Genomic DNA, 21,122 nt, shown 5'->3' on the forward strand with positions numbered 1-21,122 from the left:
CGGTGCCGTTCCATGAGTAGGTTCAATCACCGAACTGTAGAGGCGCCCGCCCGGACGGCCGACGCCGCGCAGGTGTCCCCACGCCCGGCGGCGCACCCCGCCGCCACCCTGGCCGTGACCAGCGCGGCCACCGCCGTGGCCCTCATGACGTACACCGCGCCGATGGTGACGCTCCCCGACACGGCCGCCGCCCTGCACACCCCGCTCTCCGCCCAGGCGTGGCTGCTCAACGGCACCCCGCTCGGCCTCGCCGCGCTGCTGCTGGTGGCCGGCAGCCTCGCCGACGACCACGGCCGCCGCCGGGTCTTCCTCACCGGCACCCTCGCCCTGGGCCTGACCACCGCCCTCGGCGCCCTGGCCACCACCACCTGGCAGTTCACCCTGGCCCGCGTCGCCCAGGGCGCGGCCAGCGCGGCGCTCCTGGCCAGCAGCCTCGGCCTGCTCGTGCACGCCTTCCCCACCCCGCCGGGGCGGCTGCGCGCCACCGGCGTGTGGGGCGCGTTCGTCAGCGGCGGCATCGCGGCCGGCCCCCTGGTCGCCGGCGCCCTGCCCACCTGGCGGACGGCCTACGGCGTCCTGGGCGCCACCGCGCTGCTCGTCGCGGCGCTGGGCGGCCGTACGCTCGCGGAGTCGCGCGCCCCGCGCGGCGGCCGGCCCGACCTCGCCGGTGCCGTGACCTTCGGCCTCGCCCTGGTCGCCCTGGTGGCCGCGCTGACCCTGGGCCGGGACGGCTGGCTGCGCCCGCCGGTGGGCCTGCTGCTCCTGGCGTTTGCCGCCCTGCTGGCCGCCTTCGCGGCGGTGGAGCACCGCGCCCCGACCCCCCTGATCGACCTCGGCCTGCTGCGCCACCCCCGCTTCCTGGCCTCCTCCGCCGGCGGCCTGTTCACGGGCCTGGCGGTGATCGGCCTGTTCAGCTTCCTGCCGGCCCTGCTCCAGCGGACGCTCGGCCTGTCCGCCATGGACACGGCGTGGCTGTTCCTGCTCTGGTCCGGCCTGTCCTTCGCGGTCGCCCTGCAGGCCCGCCGCCTCTCCGGCCGGCTGCCCGCCCGGTGGCAGCTCTCCCTCGGCTTCGTCCTGCACGCCGCCGGCGTCCTCACCCTGCTCGGCGCCGTCGCCGCCGGCTCCTGGCCCCGCCTGCTGCCCGGCCTGGTCCTGAGCGGTGCGGGCAGCGGCCTGCTGAACGCCGCCCTGCCCCTGCTCGCCGTCGACTCCGTCCCGCCGGACCGCGCCGCGATGGGCTCCGGCGCCCAGCAGACCTTCCGCTACATCGGCTCCTGCGCCGGCGTGGCCCTCACCATCGCGATCGCCACGTCCACCGGCGACCTCGCCCGGGGCGCGGACCTGGCGGCGGCGGTGTCGGCGGGGCTGGCGGCGGTGGGCGCGGTGACGGTGGCGGCGCTGGGGTGAGACGGGGTGGCGGGCGGGGTTGTCGAGACTTGCGACGCCCCTTATCTCAAACCACTGGGGAAAGTTCTCAAACCACTGGAGGAAGAGGCCGCCGACGGAAGTCCTCCTCACCCTCACCCGATGTTCTTCACCACGACGTTCCCGGCCGCCGCGGCCCGGACGTAGAACCCGCGGAGCGTGTCGAAGGCGTTGGCGAGGACGCCGCTCTGCACCATGTCCCCGGTCTCCGCGCCCCGGCCCGACCCCATCGTCCAGCCGGAGAAGGAGTACGGCCCCACCTCCCGCAGGAACGGATGGCGGCGCCGTATCAACTCGTCCCGGTCCAGGGCGCGGAGGAAGCCGTCCACGGCCGCCACCTCGTCCGGCATGAGCAGCAGCAGGTCCTCCCACGCCCCGGCGTTCCGGTCGTCCCCGTCCCGCGTGATCCGCGCACCGCCCAGCACGGCGTTCCACGCCGGGTCGCCGACGGGCGCCACCGCCTCCTCGTCGTAGGGATCCGCGCCGGTGAGGAGGATGTGCAGGGCCTGCCAGGCGCGGTGGACGTGCGCAGACTCCAGGATCGGCAGGCGCGGGGCGGAGTCGCCGCCGGTGCCGTACGACGCCGCGGCGCACCGGACCGTGTCGTCCCACCGCTCGCCGTCCCGCCACTCGCTGTCCCACCGCTCGTCGTCCCGCCGCTCGTCGTCCCAGTCCTCGTTCTCCCACGCCTCGTACAGCCGCGCCCGGCCGGCCCGCGCGCCCCCGGGGTGGTCCAGGAGCGCGGCGACCCGGGCCGCGTCGTGCCGGGTGAGGTGCATCCAGAAGCCCACGGCAGCCCCCGTCGACGGGAAAAGATCCGGTCCGGAAGAGTCTCCCTCAGCCGGGCGGTCCCGCCTGCCGTCACCCGGGTCGCCCGGGCCACCCCCGCCCCCGCGACCGTCCACAGGCCGCCTCCACTGTGTCGGTCCCGGGCAGTACGGTGTCCCCCATGCGCCCCGACACGCCTGCCGAGAACGTCGACCACACCGCGGAGGCCGCCCGCCTGGAGCGGGCCGCCGGCCTGTACCCGGAGGACGCCGAGGCCCTGCTGCTGCGGGCCGCCGCCCACCACGAACTGGCCGGCGACCGCCCCACCGCGACGGCCCTCTACGACCGCCTGCTGACCTCCCCGGACACCTTGGACAACCCGCATCTCGTCCGGGCCCTGAAGGCGTCCAACCTGTGGGAGTACGGCCACGAGGCGGAGGCCCGCGCGATCATCAACGGCATCCGCACGTCGGCCCCCCGCGACCCGGCCCCGTGGATCATCGCGGCCGAGTCCCTGGAGGCCCACGACGAGCTGGACGAGGCGCACGCCACCTTCACCGAGGCCGCCCGCCTCCTGGTCCCGGACGCGGAGGAACCCCCCGCCGCCACCCACCCCCTCCTCTTCGGCCGCCACCGCGTCCGCCGCATGCTCGCCCTGCCCCACGACGACTGGGACACCCTGGCGGACGGCGTGAACCCGTCCTCCGTCCCCCTGGACGAACTCCACGACCCCAAGCGGGTCTGGTCCCTGGGCTCCGACAACCCGGAGGAACTCCGCGCGGAGATCACCCGCCTGCGGGCCGAACTGGGCGCCTACCGCGAGGCTCTCTCCCGCCCGTTCCCGGTGGCGATCCTCCACTGGCCCGAGGAGGAACTGCGCGAACTGGTCGCCGCCTACCCCGACCTGGCCTCGGAGTACCCGTCGCACGCCGACCACACGGCGACGATAGAGGCGGCCCTGCGCGAACTGGCCGCCTCCGGCACCCAGAACCTCGGCATCGTCTCGGGCACGGTCCCCTCCTACGAGGCCTTCGCGGCCTCCGAGGGCACCTCCCCCTCCGACGCGACCCTGCTGCCCCAGTACGCGACGACCCTCGCAGCCCGAGGCCGCGCGACGACCTGGCCACCGGAGCGGGGGGCGGGGTGCTGGTGCGGATCGGGGCGGCCGTACGGCGACTGTCACGGAGCCGGCGCCTGAGCCGCCGTCGGCCCACCGGCCGCACGTCCGGTCGCCGCCGCTCCCATCGCCTGGTCGGCGCCACCCCACCCGGCGCCCCGCCCGCTACGCACCTCGTTCACGCCGGACCGCAAAACAACCGCTCCGCCTACTGCTGAAGCCTTTACCGTCTTTCCGGACCGCCCGCTCGCTCCCCGCCCACGGAGGCACTACACCACCGGAGAAGCGGGCGGCCCCACGGTCACCGTGCAGAGAGACTCGCCACCCGTCACTTCCGGGTCCTTCCGGTGAGGTGTGGGACGGGTATCAACACCACCCAACCGCGCACCGGGCTACCCTCTGCAGTGTGTCTGAAGGTCTCGAGTGGGAGGCGCCAGAAGGTTCCTGGGCCTCGTCTGCAGCCCGCCGTCGCAACATGCAAGCGATTCGCAGCCGTGACACAAAGCCCGAGAAGCTAATCCGGCGACTAGTTCATGCCCGTGGGCTGCGCTACCGCGTTGCGGCCCGGCCCTTGCCAGACCTCCGCCGGACAGCTGACATGGTATTCCGGCCAGTAAAAGTAGCTGTGTTCATCGACGGCTGCTACTGGCACGGCTGCCCCGAGCACTATGTGCCTCCGAAAACGAATCCCGGATACTGGTCAGAGAAAGTCCTGCGCAATATGGAGCGCGACCGCGACACCGATAAGAAACTCACGGAAGCCGGGTGGCTCGTGCTCCGCTTCTGGGAGCACGAGCCATCAGACGCCTGCGCTCACAAAATCGCTGACGCTGTCCTCGCGCGCCGCTCGGGCCTGCGGGGAAGCTCCTGAGACCGGAAACTCCATCTGCTCGGGAATCAACTCCGGAGACTCCACTTCATCTGTATCCATCTCATACCCTTTGAGAAGTTCCTGCCTGCACTCGGGACGCAATACAGCAGCAATAGCACGGCCAACCGCCTCAGCGACCGGAGGGGGAAACGCGTTACCCACCTGCCGGTACCGGGCCGTCTTCCTTCCTTGGAACTTCCAACCACGCGGGAAGCCCTGGATGATAGCCGCCTGTTCCACAGTCAGCATCGGTCCCGCATCACGGAAAAGGTCTCGCTCCGGATCGCACTCCTCGCGGTCATTGGCGACGCCCATGGCATCAATTCCCATAGCTGCCCAGGCACGCTTCGCCCTGGTTGGCCCAAGGTCAGCCCCACCATGCTTCCTGGACCCGCCCACGAGAGTTGGAGCAACCCCTCTACCAACGGTCTTCGCCTTCATGGCTGCGCGGCGCCACTTTTCGTAGACGTCTTTCCCTGTCCGCTCTCCAGGCTTCGCAGGCTTTCCCCACTTGTTTTTGTCCCAGAAGTCCTCGCAGCGCTCCCTCATGGTCTCATCCAGCTCACTTGCGACCGTAGCGCTTTTTCCTTCGAGACGCTTCGGCCAGATGAACCCGAAAGGGCTCTCCTTAAGGACATCATTGCGAATCGCAACAAGGATCGCCCGGGGCCGGAGCTGCGGCACGCCGAAATCACTGGCATCCAGCCGACGCCAGACCTTCCGCATGATTAGGTCCTGACGCACAGGCGAAGAGCTAACGTCGATTTCCGGAACGGAGTAGCCGGCTTCCCGTAGCTCGTCCAAAATCTCAGCCCGGTATTCAATGAACACCTCAGGGGGCTCGAGGATCCCTCGTACGTTCTCAATCATGACCGCTTTGGGCTGCAGACGCCTGACAATTTTTAGCGCATCCGGAAAGAGGTCCCTCTCGTCTTCCCGCCCGAGCCTCTTTCCAGCCAGAGAGAACGGCGGGCATGGCACACCCCCGGCGAGCAGGTCAAGCTCACCTTCTTTAAGTCCGAGGCTGATGTGCTCATCAGAGTCCAGGAATTCCTTGACATCCATCGGCTTGAGTTCCTGGGCCTTTGCCTCGGTCCAGCCTGGCCAGCCCGCCACGTTTGCCCGGAGTGTCTGCACCGCATGGGGATCCCACTCAACTAGAGCAAGGTGATCAAATCCCGCGTTATGCAACCCAACGGCTTGCCCGCCAGCCCCTGCACAGATCTCGATCGAGGTCAGCGGCGGAGTGAACTGGGGGCGCTTCCGGCCGTTGGCGCGCATGGGCGCTCCTCCTGGTGTGGCTCAAAACATGCGTCAGGTCGCGCCGAGTCAGGGCTTACGCCCTGTTTCTCGACCTCAAGATTCTCGCACTCCTCCGTGATCGCCGTGCCAGAAGACGCCATCGGGACAGAGGAGCACCCTGAGCCAGAAGCTGAACCCCCAGAGGTTAACGACTTCCCACGTGCCGCAGCAAGGCCTCGATGTCACTCGGCGCTAGGCCTGCCGCTACAGATGGTTCTTCCTGCAGGTCAGCGAGCTGCTGCACCGTTGGGTCATCAAGGATCTTGCCCATGAACTCCAACTTCTGATCCAGACGGGCCGCAACGACCTCATCAATGGTGTTCTGGACAGCCAGGACCGTCACCCTTGTCTCGGTTCCGGGCGCGAGGCCAAGGCGATGGATCCGGTCAAGGCTCTGCAAGAACCGTCCAGCCATGAAGTCGCGATCGACGTACACCGCGTCATGGCAGACCTGGTGCAGGCTGATGCCCTCGCCCAAGGTCGCGGGGTTGGAGAGCAGCACCGCGCAGCTGGGATCCTCACGGAAGCGCCGCAACTGCTCGTCACGATCCGGAGTACCTCCGTGGACCACGGCAGGACTGTACTTCTCAAGCATGCGTTCCAGAGTGGTCAAACTCCGGACAAAGGTGGTCCAAACAAGCGTCTTGCGCCCTTGCCGGGCATTCTCCGCGACGATAGCGACCGCTTCCTGATACTTGGGGGACAGCTCATAGTCAGGCAGGTTCTGCATGAGGGAGTACAGCGAGCTGCCTTCGGGGACCTCCAGCGGCGGGAGCTGGTAGGCCAGCGGCTCGTACTTACTGGCCCCTTCGAGGAGCAGTGCTGGACTTGTTGCCGCCATGAGCAGCCGCAGAGCGGTCTTGCCGAGCGCGCTGAGATCGTCCCTTGCCGTTCGCCTTCCTATGCCCCCGACGAGTGAGGTGTAAATCTCACTGTGCAGCGGGGGCATGTCGACGTACCGCATCCTCAGCCTGACCGGAGGAAGACCCAGCTCCTGCTTCGTCGTCCGGGTGAACAGCGGACGCAGCACAGAACTGGCGTAAGCCAGGTCTCCGCCGGCCACAGCCCGTGCAACGGTTCGCTGGCCATGTCCGGGCCAGACGAAGCCCAACAGGTTCTCCAGGTCCTTGGCCCCGTTCGGAGCCGGCGTACCGGTGAGGATGAGCCGTCGCTTCGCGAGCGGGCCAAGGGCCATGCATGCCGCGCCGTACGTGCCCCGAGCCCCCAGCTTCATCCGGTGAGCCTCATCAAGGATGATCATCGAGGGAGCTGCTTTCAGCCAACTGGCCAGCGTCGCGAGCGAACGGTCCAACCGTTCATAGTTGACGATCAGAACTTCGGCCCACCGGTCCATTGATCCATCAAGGACGTGGGTGCGCAGCGGGTGGCGGAAGCACACTGCTGTCTCATAGCGCCAGGACTCATATGCGGACTTGGGGCATACGACCAGGACTCGGCTTACCCTGCCCTGAGTCTTCTGCGCGGCGTACACGGCAAGGGCCACACGTGTCTTGCCGGCGCCGGGCACGCTGAAGTTGGCTCCGTGCTGGAGTGAGAGCAGCTTGGCGATATCACGGAGCTGGAACTCGCTGAGTTCGCCTGTCCACGTATCGCCGAGCATGCCGGGGACATCCCTGGAGGCAATCTCGTCGGGGGGAGCAGCATGGGACAGTCGAGTCTCGACTGTGTTCGCGTCCTGGATGACACTCGCTACGAGATTGCGCAGCTCAGGGGACCACTCCACGCCCTCGTGATGCGGCCACCCGCTCAGGACGCTGAGATCGGCGAGCAGCTCGTCAAGCGCGACAGAGGCGCTCAACGGGCCGAGCTGGCCGCCCGTACGGAAACGGGCGGCCAGCTGGACGAGATCCTGCTGGTATTGGTCGGTCGTCCGTAGCACGACGCGCGTGCGTGTTTCGTCGAACCCCAGATGCAGGGACGTTTCCGTCGCCTCGTTCGTCACCGGGAGCCCTCCGCGGACACAGCGTCCATGAGCCAGGACACCCCGTCGCCAGGGTTGGGAAGTCCTCGTGCCGCCTGCTGCGCAAGCTTCCGGAGACTAGCGCGGAGTTTCAGCACGGCCTCATCAAAGGCCTCTTCGTCAAGGCTTCGAGAGGTACGTGCCTGTACAAGGTCCATCACGCACTGATCGATGCTCGCACAGGCTTCCGCCAACCGGTCCTGAGCCTGCTGCTTACGCTTCCGCAAGCGGGTGTCACGGCCAGCAGCCTCAATCGCCTTGTCGAAAGCGTCCTTGGCTTCGTCGAGCACCGACTGTTCTTCTGCCTTGTCGCTGTCCGGCAGCTCTGCCTTACCGCTCCTGACAGCAGCACTGGCGCGGAGGATCCGGTCGTTCAGCGCTCTGGCTTCCGAAACAGCGGAAGACGCTGCGGGGACGGCCAAGCCAAGCCCCGGAATGGTCACCGCTTCCGGCTGATCCTCCGCAGGAGCAGACGCTTTGAGCGTGGCCGGCAGCGTCCGTTCGAGATACTTCCCCTTCAGGAAGCTCTCATCGATGTGCCGGACGTCCGTCTTCGAAAACTCGAGGAGAATCGCGGCCAGTCGCAGCTCCTTCAGCACCTCTGCCTGGTCACGATCGACGGACTCAAGCTTCACGTACAGACGGTGCAGCTCCTTCAGACGCTCCTGAGCACCTTCCCAGTCCACCAGACGAAGCGCCACGCCGCCGGCCTGCTTGCTGCGGTCGATCAGTTCCCGGATGGTGCTCAGGATCCAGCGTTCCTGGTGATAAGTCCTGACCTGGATCCGGAATTCCTTGGCGATCTGCTCAGGCGTCCGGCCGAGGGAAGCCTGTTCCTCCATGGCCAGGAGCCGGTTGATGTAGGAGTAGTCACGGCGGTGGTCCTTGCGCAACTGCAGTGACAGCTCGACGGCGTTGATGTCCGCCCACGTGAACGACTCGGGCAGGACGCCCACGCGCATCGTCTGCATGCCCAGTTCCCGCAAAGCGGCGGCACGCGTGTTGCCGTTCACGAGCACACCGTGGTGTGTCACGAGTCCCGGATCATTCTGGCCGAACTGATGCAGGCTCTCCTTGAGCTTGTCGAAGTCCGGGTCCCGCAGGTTCGGGTCAGTCGGTGAAGCCTGCAGCAGGAACTTGAGGTAGTCCTGGCTTTCGGCGCTCCACGGATCTTTCTCAAGAGCCTCGTCCCGGACCGGGTCGTGGCTGCGCTGAGCACGGATCCGGTGGGTACCCGGGTTGAAGTACAGGCCATTCAGCGGAAGATCAATCACTTCGACATGAGCCTGCTGCTCGTTCCAGTCAACCGTGACGGTCTCCCTGGTGCCGCCGGCAGCCTTGACCTCTTCCACCTTCTTCTTGATCAGTTCGCTGAATTCGGCCGCGCGGGGCGGCGGCGGAAACTCCCGCAGCATGATTCCCCCTCCTGTCCTAGTCGTTCGTGTCTTCGCCGTCGCCCATGTCCTCAAGTGCCTTAGCGAAGGCCTTACGGGACTCTTCTGGAAGAGTCCTGTAAATGCCCCACATCTTCTCCATAGGGCTGAAAGGCCTGCGGTCCGCGGCGATCCAGGACAGGAAGATCCTGCGTTCCATAGGAGACAGCGCTTCGGCGAGGTCCAGCATCATCCCTAGGTCAACCTCGCGGCCGGCGCTGCCCGCGCCGCAGCGCTTGCATTCCGTAACCAGCTGGTAGGTGACTCTTCCGTCGTCCAACAGCACCTTACGGCGAGCCACATTGAGCACGGCCTGTGTAACGCCGTCCTCGTAAGCCTCAGCTACCGCGATACCACACGACCGGCACAGGTAGTTGTCCTCACTGAACACCTTCTGACGCTGTGCCGCAGTAAGGCCGGCCTTGTGCTTCGGCGTCTTCGACTTGCCGGGGACCCAGACATCGGCGCCCCTGGACACGAAGCGCTGCTCCTGCTGCTTCAGGGAAGGATCGTCACGGCTGGTGTCAATCCGCCAACCATGGTCACGCAGATCCCGGATGCGCCTGTCGATCTGCGCCACGTCGGGAAAAGCCGCGCGCAGCTCAGCCTTCGTGAAGATTTTGCCCTCCCCCACTTCAAGCAGAAGCCACAGCGCTGCGCGCGCCATGCTTCCCAGCTTGGTGTCCTGCCACGACGGCAGCGTCATCTAGCGCCTCCGGTCAATCAACAGCATGCCGACATAAAGGGCATGCAGAAACTATCCACGCACTACGTCAGCAACAGCATGAACGTGGACTAACCACCCCCGGCCGCCCGGCTGACGCTCCTGAGCGGCCCAGAGCTCAGTCTCGCACCACACCCCGAAAGGACGTCCACCCACGGAACACTTGCTCTAGAAATAGCAAGAGCCGACTCGCCGACGCTCAGGCACAATTGCGAGACCTCAACAGCTCTTGGAGCAGCTCTTGGGGGGGAAGGCACGCCTTGGCATCGCAGGCCAGGGCAGGCAACGGGGAGACGGAGGCAGACCAGCATGGGGCGGGGCGAGGACACGACAGCGGCCCACAGATGGATAAACAAGGAGTTCAGCAGTGACGTTCCGCCAGCTAAGCGGGCCTTCGCCGCGGCCCTCCAGGAGCTGTGCCGTCATCTGGCTCCCGCGAAGTCGTCAGGCCAGCCTGCGAAGGCGCCGACCCAGGCAGAGGCTGCTCGGCACGTGAACTGCAGTGAAAGCTCTCTGTCCAGGTTCCTGAGCGGTCAGTACGTGCCCCGCCCTGAGTCGGTCGAACACATCTACAAAAAGGCGTGCACAGACGCGGGGGGCGAGGACCGCCTCAGCATCAGCCTCGACGAGCTGCTGGAGCTACGCGAACGAGCGGAAGCAGAGCGGTGCCACAGCTGTGTCGAGCTCAAGACGGACATGGAATCGCTCAACAAGCAGCTTCAAGAAGCACAGGCTGATCGCGCAGGCCTGCAGGAAGCAGTCGCAGCGGGGGCGGCAGAGGTTGAGGCACTCCGGCGCGAAGTTGCCGAACTCAGAGCTGCCGTCGCGAAGCTGACGGCAGCCAAGGCCGGCCTGCAAGCACGTCTTGTAGCCAGAGCGGCGTCAGCTCCTCTGCCGGTCCCCCGCCGCAGGGGAGACCGGCAGAGGAGCAACGAGAAGAGGGACGTGGCAGCCGCGCGACAGGTGGCTAGACGCGCTGGAGAGCTGCATAACGGCGGCAGCCAGGCCACAGCACTGACGCTGTTGCGGCACACCACCGACGTGCTGAGCCCCATGGAGGTGGCGAGCCTGTTCCGCCAGCTCAGAGAGCATCAGCAGGACAAACTCGCCGACAACCTGCTCTACATCTACGGACGTGACCGGCAAGACCACGACGTCCTGCGGGTGGCACTTGAGCTCCATGAACAGGGTGCTCCGAAGGACGCCGGCACGCTGCTACAGGCAGCAGTGGAGTAACCACCGACGCGTCTTAAGCGTCAGCTCCGCTTCCGTGCGGGCGCGCTCCTGCCCTGCTCACAGCTCTCCTGCTCCGGCTGCGCCCGCCCTGCCGGCTCACCGTTGTCACACCAGGCAGCACGAAGGCGGCGCAACGCGTCGATGGCCCTCTCTGCCTTGGCGGACAGGATGGGGATCTGGTCCAGGACGTTGCCCACGCACCTGACTGCCATGAAGACGCCCACCGCTACAAGGGCCCAACTGGTCCTCTCCATCAGTGCCTCCTGACCTCCTTAACAACTACCATCACGATCTTTCGCCGGACGTTGCCGAACAGCGCCGTCGCCACCGTGCTGACGTGCCGACGGTACAATAGTTCGGGCCGTCACCAGAAGGGGTTACGACGGCGCGGTAAGGCAACGTGCGGCAGAGGAGGAGACGGTGACGAACGAGCGCTCCGTCAGAAGGTCATCGAAGGTCAGGGTCGCCGAGTTCCTGGCGGGGGTGGGAGAGGGGAACGTCTTCACCAAGCTTCAGCTGTTCCAGGGCGTTCCCGGTGTCGCCCAAGCAGATCGCCGCATGCGCGACCTGCGTGAGCTGGGCTGGCGGATCGACAACTACAAGACGGACCCGCGGCTGCAACCCGATGAGTACCGGCTCACCGCCATCGGAACCCGCATCGATCTGGGAGAGCAGCCGAAGCAGTCCACACGGCCACGAATCCCGGCCACTCGTCGCCGGGAAGCTCTCGAGAGGGCCGGGTTCGCATGCCAGAGCTGCGGTATCAGCGCCGGCGAAACGTATCCGGATGACGACCAGAAGGCAGTGCTCAGCGTCCACCTTGTGGAACCGATACAGCCGGTAGACACAGAGCTTTCCAATCTCCGTGTCGAGTGCCAGCGATGCAGCACCGGTATCAGGGGTACCGGGAGAGCCCGCCCGACGCCGGAAGGAGTCCTGGAACGCGCGAGCGGTCTCAGCAGCCGCGAGGACAGGCGGCGGCTCTACCGGCTCATGCAGTCCGGTCGGCCTGAACGTGACGAGGTCGAGCTGATCTTCGCCGAGTGGCTACGTCTGGAGCGCGAGGAAAGGCTGGACGTCATGCTGAAGCTGGCGGGGGCACTGATCGAGGAAGAGTGACTGGACTGCTCCGGACCGGTACTGGCCCGGTGTATCTCTTGGCGCCGCCCCGCTGGGCCTGACGGTTCAGCGGGTCACCCATTTCCGGGAACCTGCGCCTCGAACCGGGTCTGAGCACGGTCCAGGACGTCCTCCGCGTCGAAGCCGTGGACGTCGAGCCAGCGGAGAAGGTCAGTGATGACATCGATCACGCCTTCCTCCATGACCGTCTGCCTGAGCCTGCCGGGCGTCCGCCCCAGCGGAAACCGCACCGCGGTGTACAGGCCGAGGAGCGCATCGGCCCGGGTGATCCGCGGATCGTCGGCGTCGCCGTCCGTGGGCGCCCGCCCGGTCGCGAGCTCGCACCAGGTCACCTTGCCGTCCGGGCCCGGCTGGACCCCCCACCGTTCGGCCACCGCGTCGACCAGGGCCAGTCCCCTCCCGCCCTCGCTCTCGGCGTCGGCCCGGACGACCGCCGGCAGCGCGCGTACGTCCGGGTCGTGCACCTCGATACGCAGACGAGCGCCGTCCACCGACACGGCGAGGCCGGCCGGTGTGCCGCGGCCGACATGCGTGACGACGTTGGAGACGAGCTCGCTCACGCAGAGCTGGGCCTCGTCGACCACGCCGTGCAATCCCCAGAGCCCGAGATGTGTCCGTACGGCCTTGCGGAGAGCTGCCACTCCCTCGGGCTCGGCGGTGAAAGTCACGCTCCACCGCCTGCAAGACCTGCACGTCGTCCGGATCACGAAGGCTCCCTTCGCCTCGGCCAGCGCCACCTCCGTGACGGAGAGTCGTCGAATCTGACGCTGGGTCGCTGCACCCAGAGTGGTGTCAGCGCATCCCTCCGTGCAATGTGCAGCGCGAGATTCCCACTACCGAGTGATTGGCAATCCCGCCCCTTGGCGCGAGACTGAACATCCGCTACAGGGAAGAGGGTTGAGGTGGCCGGTTCGCCGACAGCACGCCGTCGTCGTCTCTCGATCGAGCTCAAGAAGCTCCGGGAGCACAGCGGTCTCACGTGCGCCCAGGTGGGAGCGGCGCTGGACTGGAGCGGCTCCAAGGTCAACCGGATGGAGACGGGAAGCGGCCGCGTCCAGCCCTCCGACATCGACGCCCTGTGCCGTTTCTACGGCACCAGCGACGAACTGCGCGAGTTTCTGAAGTCGTTGGCCAGAGAAGCCAAGATCCGCGGCTGGTGGCAGCAGCACGGCGCGGGTGTGCCCGAGTGGTTCAACATCTACATCGGGCTCGAGCAGGACGCCTCGGTCCTGCGGCAGTACCAGTGCGAGCTGGTCCCCGGCCTCATGCAGACCGCGGCCTACGCCCGCGAACTCCACACGAGCGACGCGCAGATGTCCCCGGAGGACATCGACAGGGCCGTACGGGTACGTCTGGAACGCCAGGCCATGCTGACCGGTGCCGAGGCTCCCGACGCCTGGTTCGTGGTGAACGAGGCGGCCTTCCGCCACGTCATCGGTGACCGCGCCCTGATGCGGGAGCAGTTGGAAAAGGTCCTGGACAGCACCGAACTGCCGTCCGTGACGCTGCAGGTGCTGCCGTTCGACTCGGGCACCTATCCGGTCACCGGCTCGTTCACCATGTTGGGCTTCCCGGCCCCGGAGGACCCGGACCTCGTGTACCGGGACGGCATCACCGACGCCGTCTACCTGGAAGGTGAGCATCATGTCCGCGAATACACCAGGGCGTTCGACGGCCTCCGCGCCGCGGCTCTGAGCCCTCAGCGCTCCGTCCAACTGATCAAGACCATCCTGAAGGAGCACGCAGAGTGAGCATCACGAACCCCCGGGAGCCAAGGCCGGAGCTGGAGCCGGGCCGCCTGATGTGGGTCAGGTCGTCTTACAGCAACGGCGCCGGCGGTGAGTGCGTCGAGTGCGCCCTCACCGGCGACGACGCACTGATACGTGACTCCAAACGCACGGGCGGGCCCGTCATCGCCGTTCGTCGCGAGCCTTGGCGGCGCTTCGTGCAGGCCCTGGCGGGCAGCGAGCTTCCCTGACGACCGTGCGCCGTGCCGGCGCGGATCGGCTTCTCATCCCGACGACCCGGCAAAGCCACGGCGCCGGATGGCTACGCCGCCCCGCCGGACGAGCCGGACCAACGGAGGGGCGGCGATGAGCCAGTACTTCGACATGGGTAACGAGACGCTGTGGAACCCCTCCAACGGGGTTTCCCGCTTGTTTCTGCGTCAAGTCCGTGTGTTCGAGGCGGAAGTAGGGATTCCATCGGGCATCGGGCCGATGGTGAACGACGAATGCCGGATCGATCCGGCCGAGTTCGAGGTCTTCGTCAACGCCCTGCTGGAGCGGCAGCAAAACACGCGCCACCCCGTCATGCTGGCCCTCTTCGAAGGCTTCACGGCCACGGTGCTGGCCCTGGCAGACCGCGCCGGGATCACCGTGGACTGCGCAGGGCCGAGTGCCGCTTCCGGCAGTCCGGTGGAGGACGTACAGGTTTCGCGCCTCACCGGGTCGTCCGCCCCGCCGACGGGTGAGATCTGGGCATCACGGCTACGGGAGAGAGCACGGGAACTGAGCCGTGCCATGTGATGCCGATGCGTGGACGGCCTGTCCGAGGGTGCAGAGGACATACAGACCTGCCGACGACACGGCCGTAGCAACCGACCAGACGACGGACATCAACGACAGACAAGGCTGGGAGGACGGCGTGACTCATTCGAGCCCGCGGACGGCATGGTTCGCCGGGAGCGTCGTCCTGGTATCGGCGTTCCTGATCACCGCGTGCACGACGTCCGGCAACGACGGGGGCAAGGACGCGCATGCCTCGCCGTCCCCTCCTCCCGGTTCGACTCGGGCAGCAGCCGAGCCGTCGGAGAGGAAGCTCACCGAGCAGGCTCAGGCGGCGCTCACCGCAATCCATGGCGGAACGCTGGTCGAGGCCGGCGCAGAGCGCGTGGGCGACGGCGTCCATACGGAGCCCGCGCTGAGCAAAGGGAAGAGCTACAGGCTCAACCTCGTATGCGTGGGCAGCGGCAGCGCACGGTTGGAGTTCGTTCCCGCGAGCGCCGGCACGGAAGCCACCGTGCCGTGCGATGACTCGGTGGTCCAGCAGCGGATCATCGGGGACAAGGCTGTCCGCATCAACGTGGACGGTGCCGAGGGATCGACCGGCGTGATCGCCTGGCGACTCGACGCCATGTGAGCTCAGCACAGGGCGCTTCCCGGCATCATTTCCGGGAAGCGCCCGATCATGTCGGACGGGTCTTTCGCTTCCTGACCGCGCTGGCGTCCGCAGGCGGCCTCACCTCCCTTTACCGCTCAACTGCTCGTTGACCAGCTTCAGCCGCTGCCAGGCGGCGGGGTCGGTTCCGTCGCCGAGGGCACAGTGAAGGCCCGGGCGAGCCGCGGGCCCGAGTTCCGCGGGGGCCAAGCCGGACAAGGCGCTGCGGGCACGCGCGAGGCCGAGATCGGCCACCGCGTCCGGGCCGAGGGTGAGCGAGACGGGGATCGGCGGCGGCTCGAAGTGGGCCGGGGTGGTGAGGTCGGCCCGTGCCGTCCGCAGTTCGGTGATCATCGTGGCGAGGCCGTGTCCGGTGGCGAGTTCCTCCGCCAGGCCGGGCAGCAGATCCAGCGGCACGCTCTGGCCGGCGCCGTAGCCGAGGGCGAGTGTGATGTGCTCCTCGACGCCGTGGCGGGTGCGTACGACGCGTACGGCGGCGATCGCCGGACGGCCGGAGGCGCCGACGGCCACCGTCCACGTCGGTGAGCCGCCGCGGGCGCGGGTGCGGGCCAGGTCGGTCAACTGACGGCGGGACCAGGGGACGTTGACCGGTTCGGCGGTGGACCATTCAGCGGGTGGCTCGCCGGTGAGAGTCTGCCAGGCGGCTTCCAGAGCATCACCGAGGAGGAGGCGGGTGCCGGGCGGGGTGACGAGGTAGAGGTGTCGGCCGGTCCGGGCGGCGGTGCGCAGGAGTTCGGTCAGCCAGGTGGTGGCGGCCAGGATCGGACGGTCGTGGAGGACGACGACGGACCGGTCGGTGAGGAGGTCGCTTTCGGCCAGCAGGGTTTCGGGGTTCGGCATTCTCGGGGTGAGGACGATGATGTCCCGCGTCACAGAAATCCTTGAGAGTTTGAAGCGTTGGCTGAGAACCTCGATCTCCGGGCCGTCGCCGGCACCAGTGCCAGAATCTGCACGGCACCTACGGATGCTTCGCTTCAGCCCTCACTCCACGGCGAGACAAGAGGTTTGCGACGCCACCACCATCCGCGCCTCTCCGCATCGACGGAAGATGCCGAAATACCCGCGTTCGCTGCCCGGGCGTCGTCTGGTTCCGTGCGCTTTCTGAACTCTTTGTCGACTCCGTCCACCACCCTGGTCAGGAGGTCGGCCGCGGCTTTCGGTAGGTTCGCCGACAGTCGCGCGAGGTGATCCCGTGCCCGTAGCGCCGCGCCGTACAATTCTGCTGGGTAGCGCCCAGCAGGCTGCCAGTCCGACTCCATGAAGCGCACCATTCTTTCCCACTCCGTAAGGAGCTCTCGGGCATGACGCAGAGGAGTTCCTGCTTCATCACTGAGCGATTGATCGGAGTGGCTGTCCTGGCTTCCCGAAGGGCGGCCAGAGCAAGAACGAATTCCTTGGTGGCCGGCGTGGGGACATACTGCTCGCGGACGATCTCCGGAAGCTGCATCACGCGAGCACGGGGAAGCTGAGGAACGGCGACTTCGACAGCGTCGATGGAGTATTCGGGAGTCTCGTCGTCCGAAGCCATGAGCCGGGCACGGGTCACCAGACCGGTGGGAGTCACCAGCCAGTATGCGCTGGGGATGTTTTCTTCGGCCGGGTAGAGGACGATGGTCCGCGCTGCCGCCGCGAACGCCGAGGCCGTCTCCGGCTCGGGCGGCTGTGGGGTGACGGCTTCCTGGACGTAAATGTCCAGGGCCAGTGAGACGTCGCCGTCGACATACGAGTAGTCGCACGTGACGAGAGCATCCCAGTTGCGATTCTCCTGATCGCCGTCCGTGTCGGCGACGTCCACCGCTCCCTGTTCCACGTGAAGGCAGGAGATCAGCGCATCAGCGATTCGGGGCGGCTGCAACCGGTCGACAGTGAAGAAGTTGTACGTCATCGATAATTCCCGACACCTGGCCCGAGGTAGTCACGTTGAAGCATCGGCTTCGCTGCAAGCTGCTCGGCGGAGTAAAATTCCCAGCGACAGCGACCCCTCCTCCTCCTCCTCGTACCGGATTTCCACACTCGAGATCTCCCTCAGTGGCAGGGCTTGATCAAGTTCCGTGAGTGTCCGGGTTGTTGGTGATGCCCAGGATGGCGAGTGCTCGTTCGGGTTCGTGGCGAATGGCGCGGGTGGTCTTGGCGATGTTGTCGGCTCCGAGGATCTTCAGGGTGCCGATGGCGAGGTTGCGGATGGTGGCCATGGCGCGAGGTGCAGTGCCGGTGTGAATGGTCGAGGCGTCCTCGGCGAACGTGACATCTCGGATGTAGTGGGAAGAATTTTCGATTCCCCAATGCCCGCGAATGGCGGCGGCGAGGTCGATGGGGCGGGTTTGATGGGCGGCGAGGCTGGTGACCGCGTAGACGTTCTCGCGGGTTTCGGGCCGGCCGGTGGGCTTGCGGCGGCGGTGGACCCGGATGGCGAGGTGGGCATGGGGGAAAGCGATGCCGCCGAGGTTGTCGGCGATAGCGCAGGTTTTGATCGAGCGGGACTCGCGGCGGCCGTGGGCGGTGGCGGAGGCGGTGTGCTGGACCTTGATCGAGGTCCAGGGCAGGGCGGCGAGCTGGACGTAGGCGGGTGGGCTGGTTGGTCTTGATGACGGCGATGTAGTGGGCCTTCTTCGTCTCGACCAGCCAGGTGATGTTGGCCTTCACCGAGTGGAGGGCATCGAAGGTGACGACGGTGCCGGCGAGGTCGAGCGGTGCCGGCAGGGGTTTGAAGTGGCGCACTTCGTTGGTCTTTGCACCGACCTCGACCTGGGCAATCGTGGCGACGCGGTCGTGGGTGACCGCCGAGAGCAGGTGGCGCCGCGGCGCGGCCAGGCGGGCTGAGCCCTTGAGGGCCTTGCCGTCCACGGCGATGACCTGCCGCGATCGGGTCTCGGGCATGTCCGCGGACGCGGTGATGCGGTGCCGGTCGGCCAGGTAGGCGCCCACGGCCTGGTCCAGGGCGTCGCCGTCAAGTGCCTGAAGGACGCGCCCGAGAGTGACCGGCTTGGGGCTGCGCCGCCAGCCGAGCAGGTGACGGCGTACCCCGAGGGATGCCAGCAGCGAGTCCGTGGCCCGCTCGCCGAACTCGGCGAGTTCATCGATGCTCTTCGCGCCGCAGACGGCCGCGCAAGCACACATCAGCAAGATCGCCGTCAGCGAGTACCACCGGCCCCGGCGTGAGCGCGGATCCGGAACCGATTCGAGGTAGGGGCCCAGGTCAGCGATCCGGTCCGCATCCAGCGGACCCGGCTTCTCCAGCACGGCAGGGATAGGGGAGGATGCAACAGCAGGCACGGGACGTCCTCGTGATCATCTGGCTTCGACACCACAATGATCACGAACCCCCGTGCCTGCTCTGCTATCCGCCCCTACCGGCCTGATCGTCAACCCTCCACGCAAGCACGGAACTTGACGGAGCCCTGACGTCAACCCCCGTGTTTCTCTGTGACGTTACGTTTCCTCTGCCGTGTCCAGCGTCGCATCAGGCACTGGCATTCGGGCTTTCAGGGGTATCAGGTGGTGGTTGCGGGAGCAACGTGGTTCTGCCTGCGGGGCGGTGTTCCGGCCATGCGGTGATGGGGGCGGGGCCGTGGGATGGGGTGGTGCGCCGCCGGATGGCGGGGGGCGGGTGGCGGTTTGTGGGTTCAGGGGGCGGTGGGTTTGGGGTGATGGAATTTCAGGAAGTCCTCGATCGTTTCGTGCACTGCTGCCGGCTGGTCCAGGTGGACGTCGTGGCCCGCGTTCGGGATCGTCACGCAGTGGGTGGTGGGGTGGGTGCGCATGCGGTGGAAGTCCGGTTCCGGCATCGTGCCGTTCTCGCCCCTGATCACCAGCGTCGGGCAGCGGAGGCGGGACCACTCCGGCCAGTGGTCCCGTGTCGTCAGTTCCCGCACCGATTCCACCATCACGTCCCTGTCGACACGCGGCCACCAGCCGTCCGCGCGGTGTTCCAGGCTCCTGGCCCACGCCTCGTGGCCGAAGAAGGCCGTGGCCGCGGCGAGGGTGGGGAAGGGGACGGGCCAGGTGTCGAGCCAGTGCGCGATGCGGTCGGGGAGGTCCGCGGGCGCCTGCCACGGGCCCGCCTCCAGGAGGATTAGGCGGTTAACCAGGTGGGGGTGGGTCGCCGCCAGGAGGAGGGCGGTGTGGCCGCCCAGGGACTGGCCGACGAGCGTGACCGGGGGCGGGGAGAGGGAGGTGATCAGGGCCGCGGCGTCAGCGACGTGGGCGGCTCGGGTCGTCGTCGGGGGGCGGCGGGTGCTGTCGCCGTGGCCTCTCGCGTCGTAGGTGATCGTGCGGTGGCCGGCCGCGGTGAGGGAGGCCGCCAGGAAGTCCCATTCGGCTCGGTGGCCCGCCAGGCCGTGGAGGAGGACGACGGTCGAGGCCGGCGGACGGGGCGGGGTGCGGACCTCGTACGCGAGGCGGGTGCCGTCGGGGCGGTGGAGGGTCGTCGGCGGGGCGGTGGGCACGGGGCCAGAGTGGCCCGGGTCGGGTGGCCACCGCCAGTGGGTTTCGGTTCGTTCACCGGCGGTGGCCGGTCCGCGGCGTCAAGGTGTCGAGGCGCGTCGCAACGCCGCGGTGTCGCAGCGCCGAGGGGTCGCGGCGCCGAGGGGTCAGGGCGTCGCGGCACCGCGCCGTCGCGGCGTCCGTGTCACGTGCCGCTCAGTTCCGCCCGGCCGAACAGCAGGGCGTAACCGGGCGGGAGTTGGGCGATCACGCGGTCGATCAGGTCGTCGCCGACGAGGGCGGGCAGGACGCTGAGGACGGAGCTGACGTCCCAGCGGGCCGTGGCGGGGGTGGCGCCCTCGATGCGGGCGGCGACCGAGTCGACGAACTCGGCGGCGGTCAGGGGGCGGGTGGCGGGGATCTGGGAGGCCACGACCCGGGCCGCCTCCTCGGGGAGGGCGCGGGCGAGGTCCACGCGCTCGTCGCCGACGACGTGGCCGCCCAGGGCCGACAGCACGACACGGATGACGCTCTCCGCCTCCGAGCGGGTGGTGTACTGGCCCGCCTCCCGTACCTCGTCCACCAGTTGGGTCCACGCCGGGTCGTCCGGGCGGTCGTCCGGGCGCCGGCGTGCGCCCGCCGCCGGGGACACGGACGAGGCGGGTGAGGCGGGTGAAGCGGGCGGGGCGGGCCGGGGGGACTGGGCGGGGCGGGTGGTGGACAGGAACGTCTTCAGCGTCTCCGTCTCGCCCGGGGCGCCGCGGTTCGCCGCGCCGGGCATCGTCGTCGTACCGGGCATTGTCTTCGTACCGGGCGGCGTCGTCGTACCGGGCAGCGTCACTCGCGGAATCGTCACGCTCGGCACCGTCGTCGCGCTCATCTGCGGGCTCCTTCTCCGGGTCCGACTGCCCGCCGGCCGCTCGGCGGGCAGGAGTGAGCGTCCCGCAGGCCGGGGCGGGCCCGCCCGCGGGACGCGTGGTCCTCAGTCCTCAGGGGTGCGGTCCTCAGGGATGCGGTTCAGGGGTGCGATGCGGGGGTACGGCGGTCAGCCGCCGATCTGCTTGCGGTCACCGCCGGCGCTGATCTGGATCCTGCGTGGCTTGGCCTGCTCGGCCACCGGGATGCGCAGCGTGAGCACGCCCGCGTCGTACGAGGCCTCGATGGCGTCCGTGTCGAGGGTGTCGCCGAGGAAGAGCCGGCGGGTGAAGACGCCCGTCGGGCGCTCGGCGGCGATCATCTCCGCGCTCTCGGGGGCGGGGGAACGGCGCTCGGCGCGGACGGTGAGCACGTCGCGTTCGACGTTCACGTCGAACAAGTCCGGGTCGATGCCGGGAAGGTCGAGGTGGACGACGAACTCGTCCCCGGAACGGTAGGCGTCCATCGCCATCGCGGACGGACGGGCGGCGGCTCCGAGAACCTGCTGCGCGAGACGGTCGAGGTCACGGAACGGGTCGGAGCGCATGAGCATCACAGGTCACTCCCTTCGGCACGTCGGAAAGCGCTGCTGTGCGATGCCCTCTGCT

Annotated in this window: 22 protein-coding genes and 2 pseudogenes; 10 read left to right on the plus strand and 14 right to left on the minus strand. The window is 67.9% G+C overall.

The window, feature by feature from the left end:
• Nucleotides 1-12: 12 nt before the first annotated feature.
• The gene (locus tag IE225_RS08145; RefSeq protein ID WP_190056682.1) at nt 13-1,407 is read left to right on the plus strand and encodes an MFS transporter; all 1,395 of its coding nucleotides are present in this window, start codon (nt 13-15) and stop codon (nt 1,405-1,407) included.
• A gap of 113 nt (nt 1,408-1,520) precedes the next feature.
• Here the strand turns inward: IE225_RS08145 and IE225_RS08150 are convergent, their stop codons facing one another.
• Nucleotides 1,521-2,216, minus strand: a complete 696-nt coding sequence (locus IE225_RS08150) for a DUF1877 family protein (RefSeq protein ID WP_190056683.1) — start codon at nt 2,214-2,216, stop codon at nt 1,521-1,523.
• 158 nt (nt 2,217-2,374) lie between these two features.
• On the opposite strand from IE225_RS08150, the gene IE225_RS08155 reads away from it, so the two are divergent.
• Both IE225_RS08155 and IE225_RS08160 read left to right on the plus strand, forming a co-directional pair.
• Entirely contained in the window at nt 2,375-3,391 is a 1,017-nt protein-coding gene (locus tag IE225_RS08155; protein ID WP_190056684.1) for an SEC-C domain-containing protein, read from the plus strand.
• 325 nt (nt 3,392-3,716) lie between these two features.
• On the plus strand, nt 3,717-4,181 hold the full coding sequence (locus IE225_RS08160) for a very short patch repair endonuclease (RefSeq protein WP_190056685.1): 465 nt from the start codon (nt 3,717-3,719) through the stop codon (nt 4,179-4,181).
• On the opposite strand, the gene IE225_RS08165 is transcribed toward IE225_RS08160, so the two are convergent.
• From IE225_RS08165 to IE225_RS08180, 4 genes are all read right to left on the minus strand, one after another.
• The gene (locus IE225_RS08165) at nt 4,110-5,462 is read right to left on the minus strand and encodes a DNA cytosine methyltransferase (protein WP_190056686.1); all 1,353 of its coding nucleotides are present in this window, start codon (nt 5,460-5,462) and stop codon (nt 4,110-4,112) included. The two genes, IE225_RS08160 and IE225_RS08165, sit on opposite strands and share 72 nt — an antisense overlap.
• Nucleotides 5,463-5,628: 166 nt before the next feature.
• Nucleotides 5,629-7,446, minus strand: a complete 1,818-nt coding sequence (locus IE225_RS08170) for a DEAD/DEAH box helicase (RefSeq protein ID WP_190056687.1) — start codon at nt 7,444-7,446, stop codon at nt 5,629-5,631.
• On the minus strand, nt 7,443-8,879 hold the full coding sequence (locus IE225_RS08175; protein WP_190056688.1) for a ParB N-terminal domain-containing protein: 1,437 nt from the start codon (nt 8,877-8,879) through the stop codon (nt 7,443-7,445). The genes IE225_RS08170 and IE225_RS08175 overlap by 4 nt, the downstream gene beginning before the upstream one ends.
• Nucleotides 8,880-8,895: 16 nt before the next feature.
• Complete coding sequence (locus tag IE225_RS08180; protein WP_190056689.1) at nt 8,896-9,603, minus strand: KpnI family restriction enzyme N-terminal domain-containing protein; 708 nt, start codon at nt 9,601-9,603, stop codon at nt 8,896-8,898.
• A gap of 327 nt (nt 9,604-9,930) precedes the next feature.
• Here IE225_RS08180 and IE225_RS08185 point away from each other — a divergent pair, with 327 nt between their 5' ends.
• Nucleotides 9,931-10,857 carry a helix-turn-helix domain-containing protein gene (locus IE225_RS08185; RefSeq protein WP_190056690.1) on the plus strand — a complete coding sequence of 309 codons (927 nt, stop codon included), beginning with the start codon at nt 9,931-9,933 and terminating at the stop codon, nt 10,855-10,857.
• Nucleotides 10,858-11,277: 420 nt separating this feature from the next.
• Complete coding sequence (locus IE225_RS08190) at nt 11,278-11,976, plus strand: KpnI family restriction enzyme N-terminal domain-containing protein (RefSeq protein WP_190056691.1); 699 nt, start codon at nt 11,278-11,280, stop codon at nt 11,974-11,976.
• Between the two features lie 74 nt (nt 11,977-12,050).
• Here the strand turns inward: IE225_RS08190 and IE225_RS08195 are convergent, their stop codons facing one another.
• Nucleotides 12,051-12,734: an ATP-binding protein gene (locus IE225_RS08195; RefSeq protein ID WP_308432456.1), complete on the minus strand. Its 684-nt coding sequence runs from the start codon at nt 12,732-12,734 to the stop codon at nt 12,051-12,053.
• Nucleotides 12,735-12,899: 165 nt separating this feature from the next.
• On the opposite strand from IE225_RS08195, the gene IE225_RS08200 reads away from it, so the two are divergent.
• The 4 genes from IE225_RS08200 (at nt 12,900) to IE225_RS32940 (ending at nt 15,138) form a co-directional block, all read left to right on the plus strand.
• Nucleotides 12,900-13,748, plus strand: coding sequence for a helix-turn-helix domain-containing protein (locus IE225_RS08200; RefSeq protein WP_190056692.1), 849 nt, complete (start codon nt 12,900-12,902; stop codon nt 13,746-13,748).
• Entirely contained in the window at nt 13,745-13,975 is a 231-nt protein-coding gene (locus tag IE225_RS08205; RefSeq protein ID WP_373303145.1) for a DUF397 domain-containing protein, read from the plus strand. Before IE225_RS08200 ends, IE225_RS08205 begins: the two co-directional genes overlap by 4 nt.
• Nucleotides 13,976-14,090: 115 nt before the next feature.
• A complete protein-coding gene (locus IE225_RS08210) occupies nt 14,091-14,525 on the plus strand; it encodes a DUF6086 family protein (RefSeq protein ID WP_190056693.1) in 435 nt (144 codons plus the stop codon).
• Between the two features lie 118 nt (nt 14,526-14,643).
• Nucleotides 14,644-15,138, plus strand: a complete 495-nt coding sequence (locus IE225_RS32940; protein WP_229879323.1) for a DUF6023 family protein — start codon at nt 14,644-14,646, stop codon at nt 15,136-15,138.
• 99 nt (nt 15,139-15,237) lie between these two features.
• Here the strand turns inward: IE225_RS32940 and IE225_RS08220 are convergent, their stop codons facing one another.
• The 4 genes and pseudogenes from IE225_RS08220 to IE225_RS33710 form a co-directional block, all read right to left on the minus strand.
• Complete coding sequence (locus IE225_RS08220) at nt 15,238-16,050, minus strand: DUF6177 family protein (protein ID WP_190056694.1); 813 nt, start codon at nt 16,048-16,050, stop codon at nt 15,238-15,240.
• Between the two features lie 262 nt (nt 16,051-16,312).
• Nucleotides 16,313-17,062 (minus strand): hypothetical protein, encoded by a 750-nt coding sequence (locus tag IE225_RS08225; protein WP_190056695.1) that lies wholly within the window; start codon nt 17,060-17,062, stop codon nt 16,313-16,315.
• A 157-nt stretch (nt 17,063-17,219) separates the two neighbouring features.
• Nucleotides 17,220-17,369, minus strand: coding sequence for a hypothetical protein (locus tag IE225_RS32945; RefSeq protein WP_229879345.1), 150 nt, complete (start codon nt 17,367-17,369; stop codon nt 17,220-17,222).
• Nucleotides 17,370-17,399: 30 nt separating this feature from the next.
• Nucleotides 17,400-17,648 (minus strand): annotated as a pseudogene (locus IE225_RS33710) (ISAs1 family transposase); the annotation flags it as partial.
• Between IE225_RS33710 and IE225_RS33715 the strand changes: the two are divergent.
• Complete coding sequence (locus IE225_RS33715) at nt 17,611-17,739, plus strand: hypothetical protein (protein ID WP_268249993.1); 129 nt, start codon at nt 17,611-17,613, stop codon at nt 17,737-17,739. The pseudogene IE225_RS33710 and the gene IE225_RS33715 sit on opposite strands and share 38 nt — an antisense overlap.
• Nucleotides 17,740-17,799: 60 nt before the next feature.
• Here the strand turns inward: IE225_RS33715 and IE225_RS33720 are convergent.
• The 4 genes and pseudogenes from IE225_RS33720 to IE225_RS08245 form a co-directional block, all read right to left on the minus strand.
• Nucleotides 17,800-18,450, minus strand: a pseudogene (locus IE225_RS33720) (ISAs1 family transposase); the annotation flags it as partial.
• Between the two features lie 350 nt (nt 18,451-18,800).
• Complete coding sequence (locus tag IE225_RS08235) at nt 18,801-19,622, minus strand: alpha/beta fold hydrolase (RefSeq protein WP_190056696.1); 822 nt, start codon at nt 19,620-19,622, stop codon at nt 18,801-18,803.
• Between the two features lie 182 nt (nt 19,623-19,804).
• The gene (locus IE225_RS08240) at nt 19,805-20,251 is read right to left on the minus strand and encodes a DUF2267 domain-containing protein (RefSeq protein WP_190056844.1); all 447 of its coding nucleotides are present in this window, start codon (nt 20,249-20,251) and stop codon (nt 19,805-19,807) included.
• 393 nt (nt 20,252-20,644) lie between these two features.
• On the minus strand, nt 20,645-21,067 hold the full coding sequence (locus tag IE225_RS08245) for an Hsp20/alpha crystallin family protein (protein WP_190056697.1): 423 nt from the start codon (nt 21,065-21,067) through the stop codon (nt 20,645-20,647).
• Between the last annotated feature and the right edge of the window lie 55 nt (nt 21,068-21,122).

This window comes from Streptomyces echinoruber (assembly GCF_014651135.1).
Taxonomy (GTDB): domain Bacteria; phylum Actinomycetota; class Actinomycetes; order Streptomycetales; family Streptomycetaceae; genus Streptomyces; species Streptomyces echinoruber.

What these genes read in the sequence shown, in the direction of transcription:
- IE225_RS08175 (WP_190056688.1), bottom strand. Translation starts at nt 8,879, where the DNA reads ATGCTGCGGGAGTTTCCGCCGCCGCCCCGCGCGGCCGAATTCAGCGAA.
- IE225_RS33715 (WP_268249993.1), top strand. Translation starts at nt 17,611, where the DNA reads ATGCCGCCGAGGTTGTCGGCGATAGCGCAGGTTTTGATCGAGCGGGAC.
- IE225_RS08165 (WP_190056686.1), bottom strand. Translation starts at nt 5,462, where the DNA reads ATGCGCGCCAACGGCCGGAAGCGCCCCCAGTTCACTCCGCCGCTGACC.
- IE225_RS08210 (WP_190056693.1), top strand. Translation starts at nt 14,091, where the DNA reads ATGAGCCAGTACTTCGACATGGGTAACGAGACGCTGTGGAACCCCTCC.
- IE225_RS08145 (WP_190056682.1), top strand. Translation starts at nt 13, where the DNA reads ATGAGTAGGTTCAATCACCGAACTGTAGAGGCGCCCGCCCGGACGGCC.
- IE225_RS08185 (WP_190056690.1), top strand. Translation starts at nt 9,931, where the DNA reads ATGGGGCGGGGCGAGGACACGACAGCGGCCCACAGATGGATAAACAAG.
- IE225_RS08155 (WP_190056684.1), top strand. Translation starts at nt 2,375, where the DNA reads ATGCGCCCCGACACGCCTGCCGAGAACGTCGACCACACCGCGGAGGCC.
- IE225_RS08180 (WP_190056689.1), bottom strand. Translation starts at nt 9,603, where the DNA reads ATGACGCTGCCGTCGTGGCAGGACACCAAGCTGGGAAGCATGGCGCGC.
- IE225_RS08245 (WP_190056697.1), bottom strand. Translation starts at nt 21,067, where the DNA reads ATGCTCATGCGCTCCGACCCGTTCCGTGACCTCGACCGTCTCGCGCAG.
- IE225_RS32945 (WP_229879345.1), bottom strand. Translation starts at nt 17,369, where the DNA reads ATGGCCACCATCCGCAACCTCGCCATCGGCACCCTGAAGATCCTCGGA.
- IE225_RS08225 (WP_190056695.1), bottom strand. Translation starts at nt 17,062, where the DNA reads ATGACGTACAACTTCTTCACTGTCGACCGGTTGCAGCCGCCCCGAATC.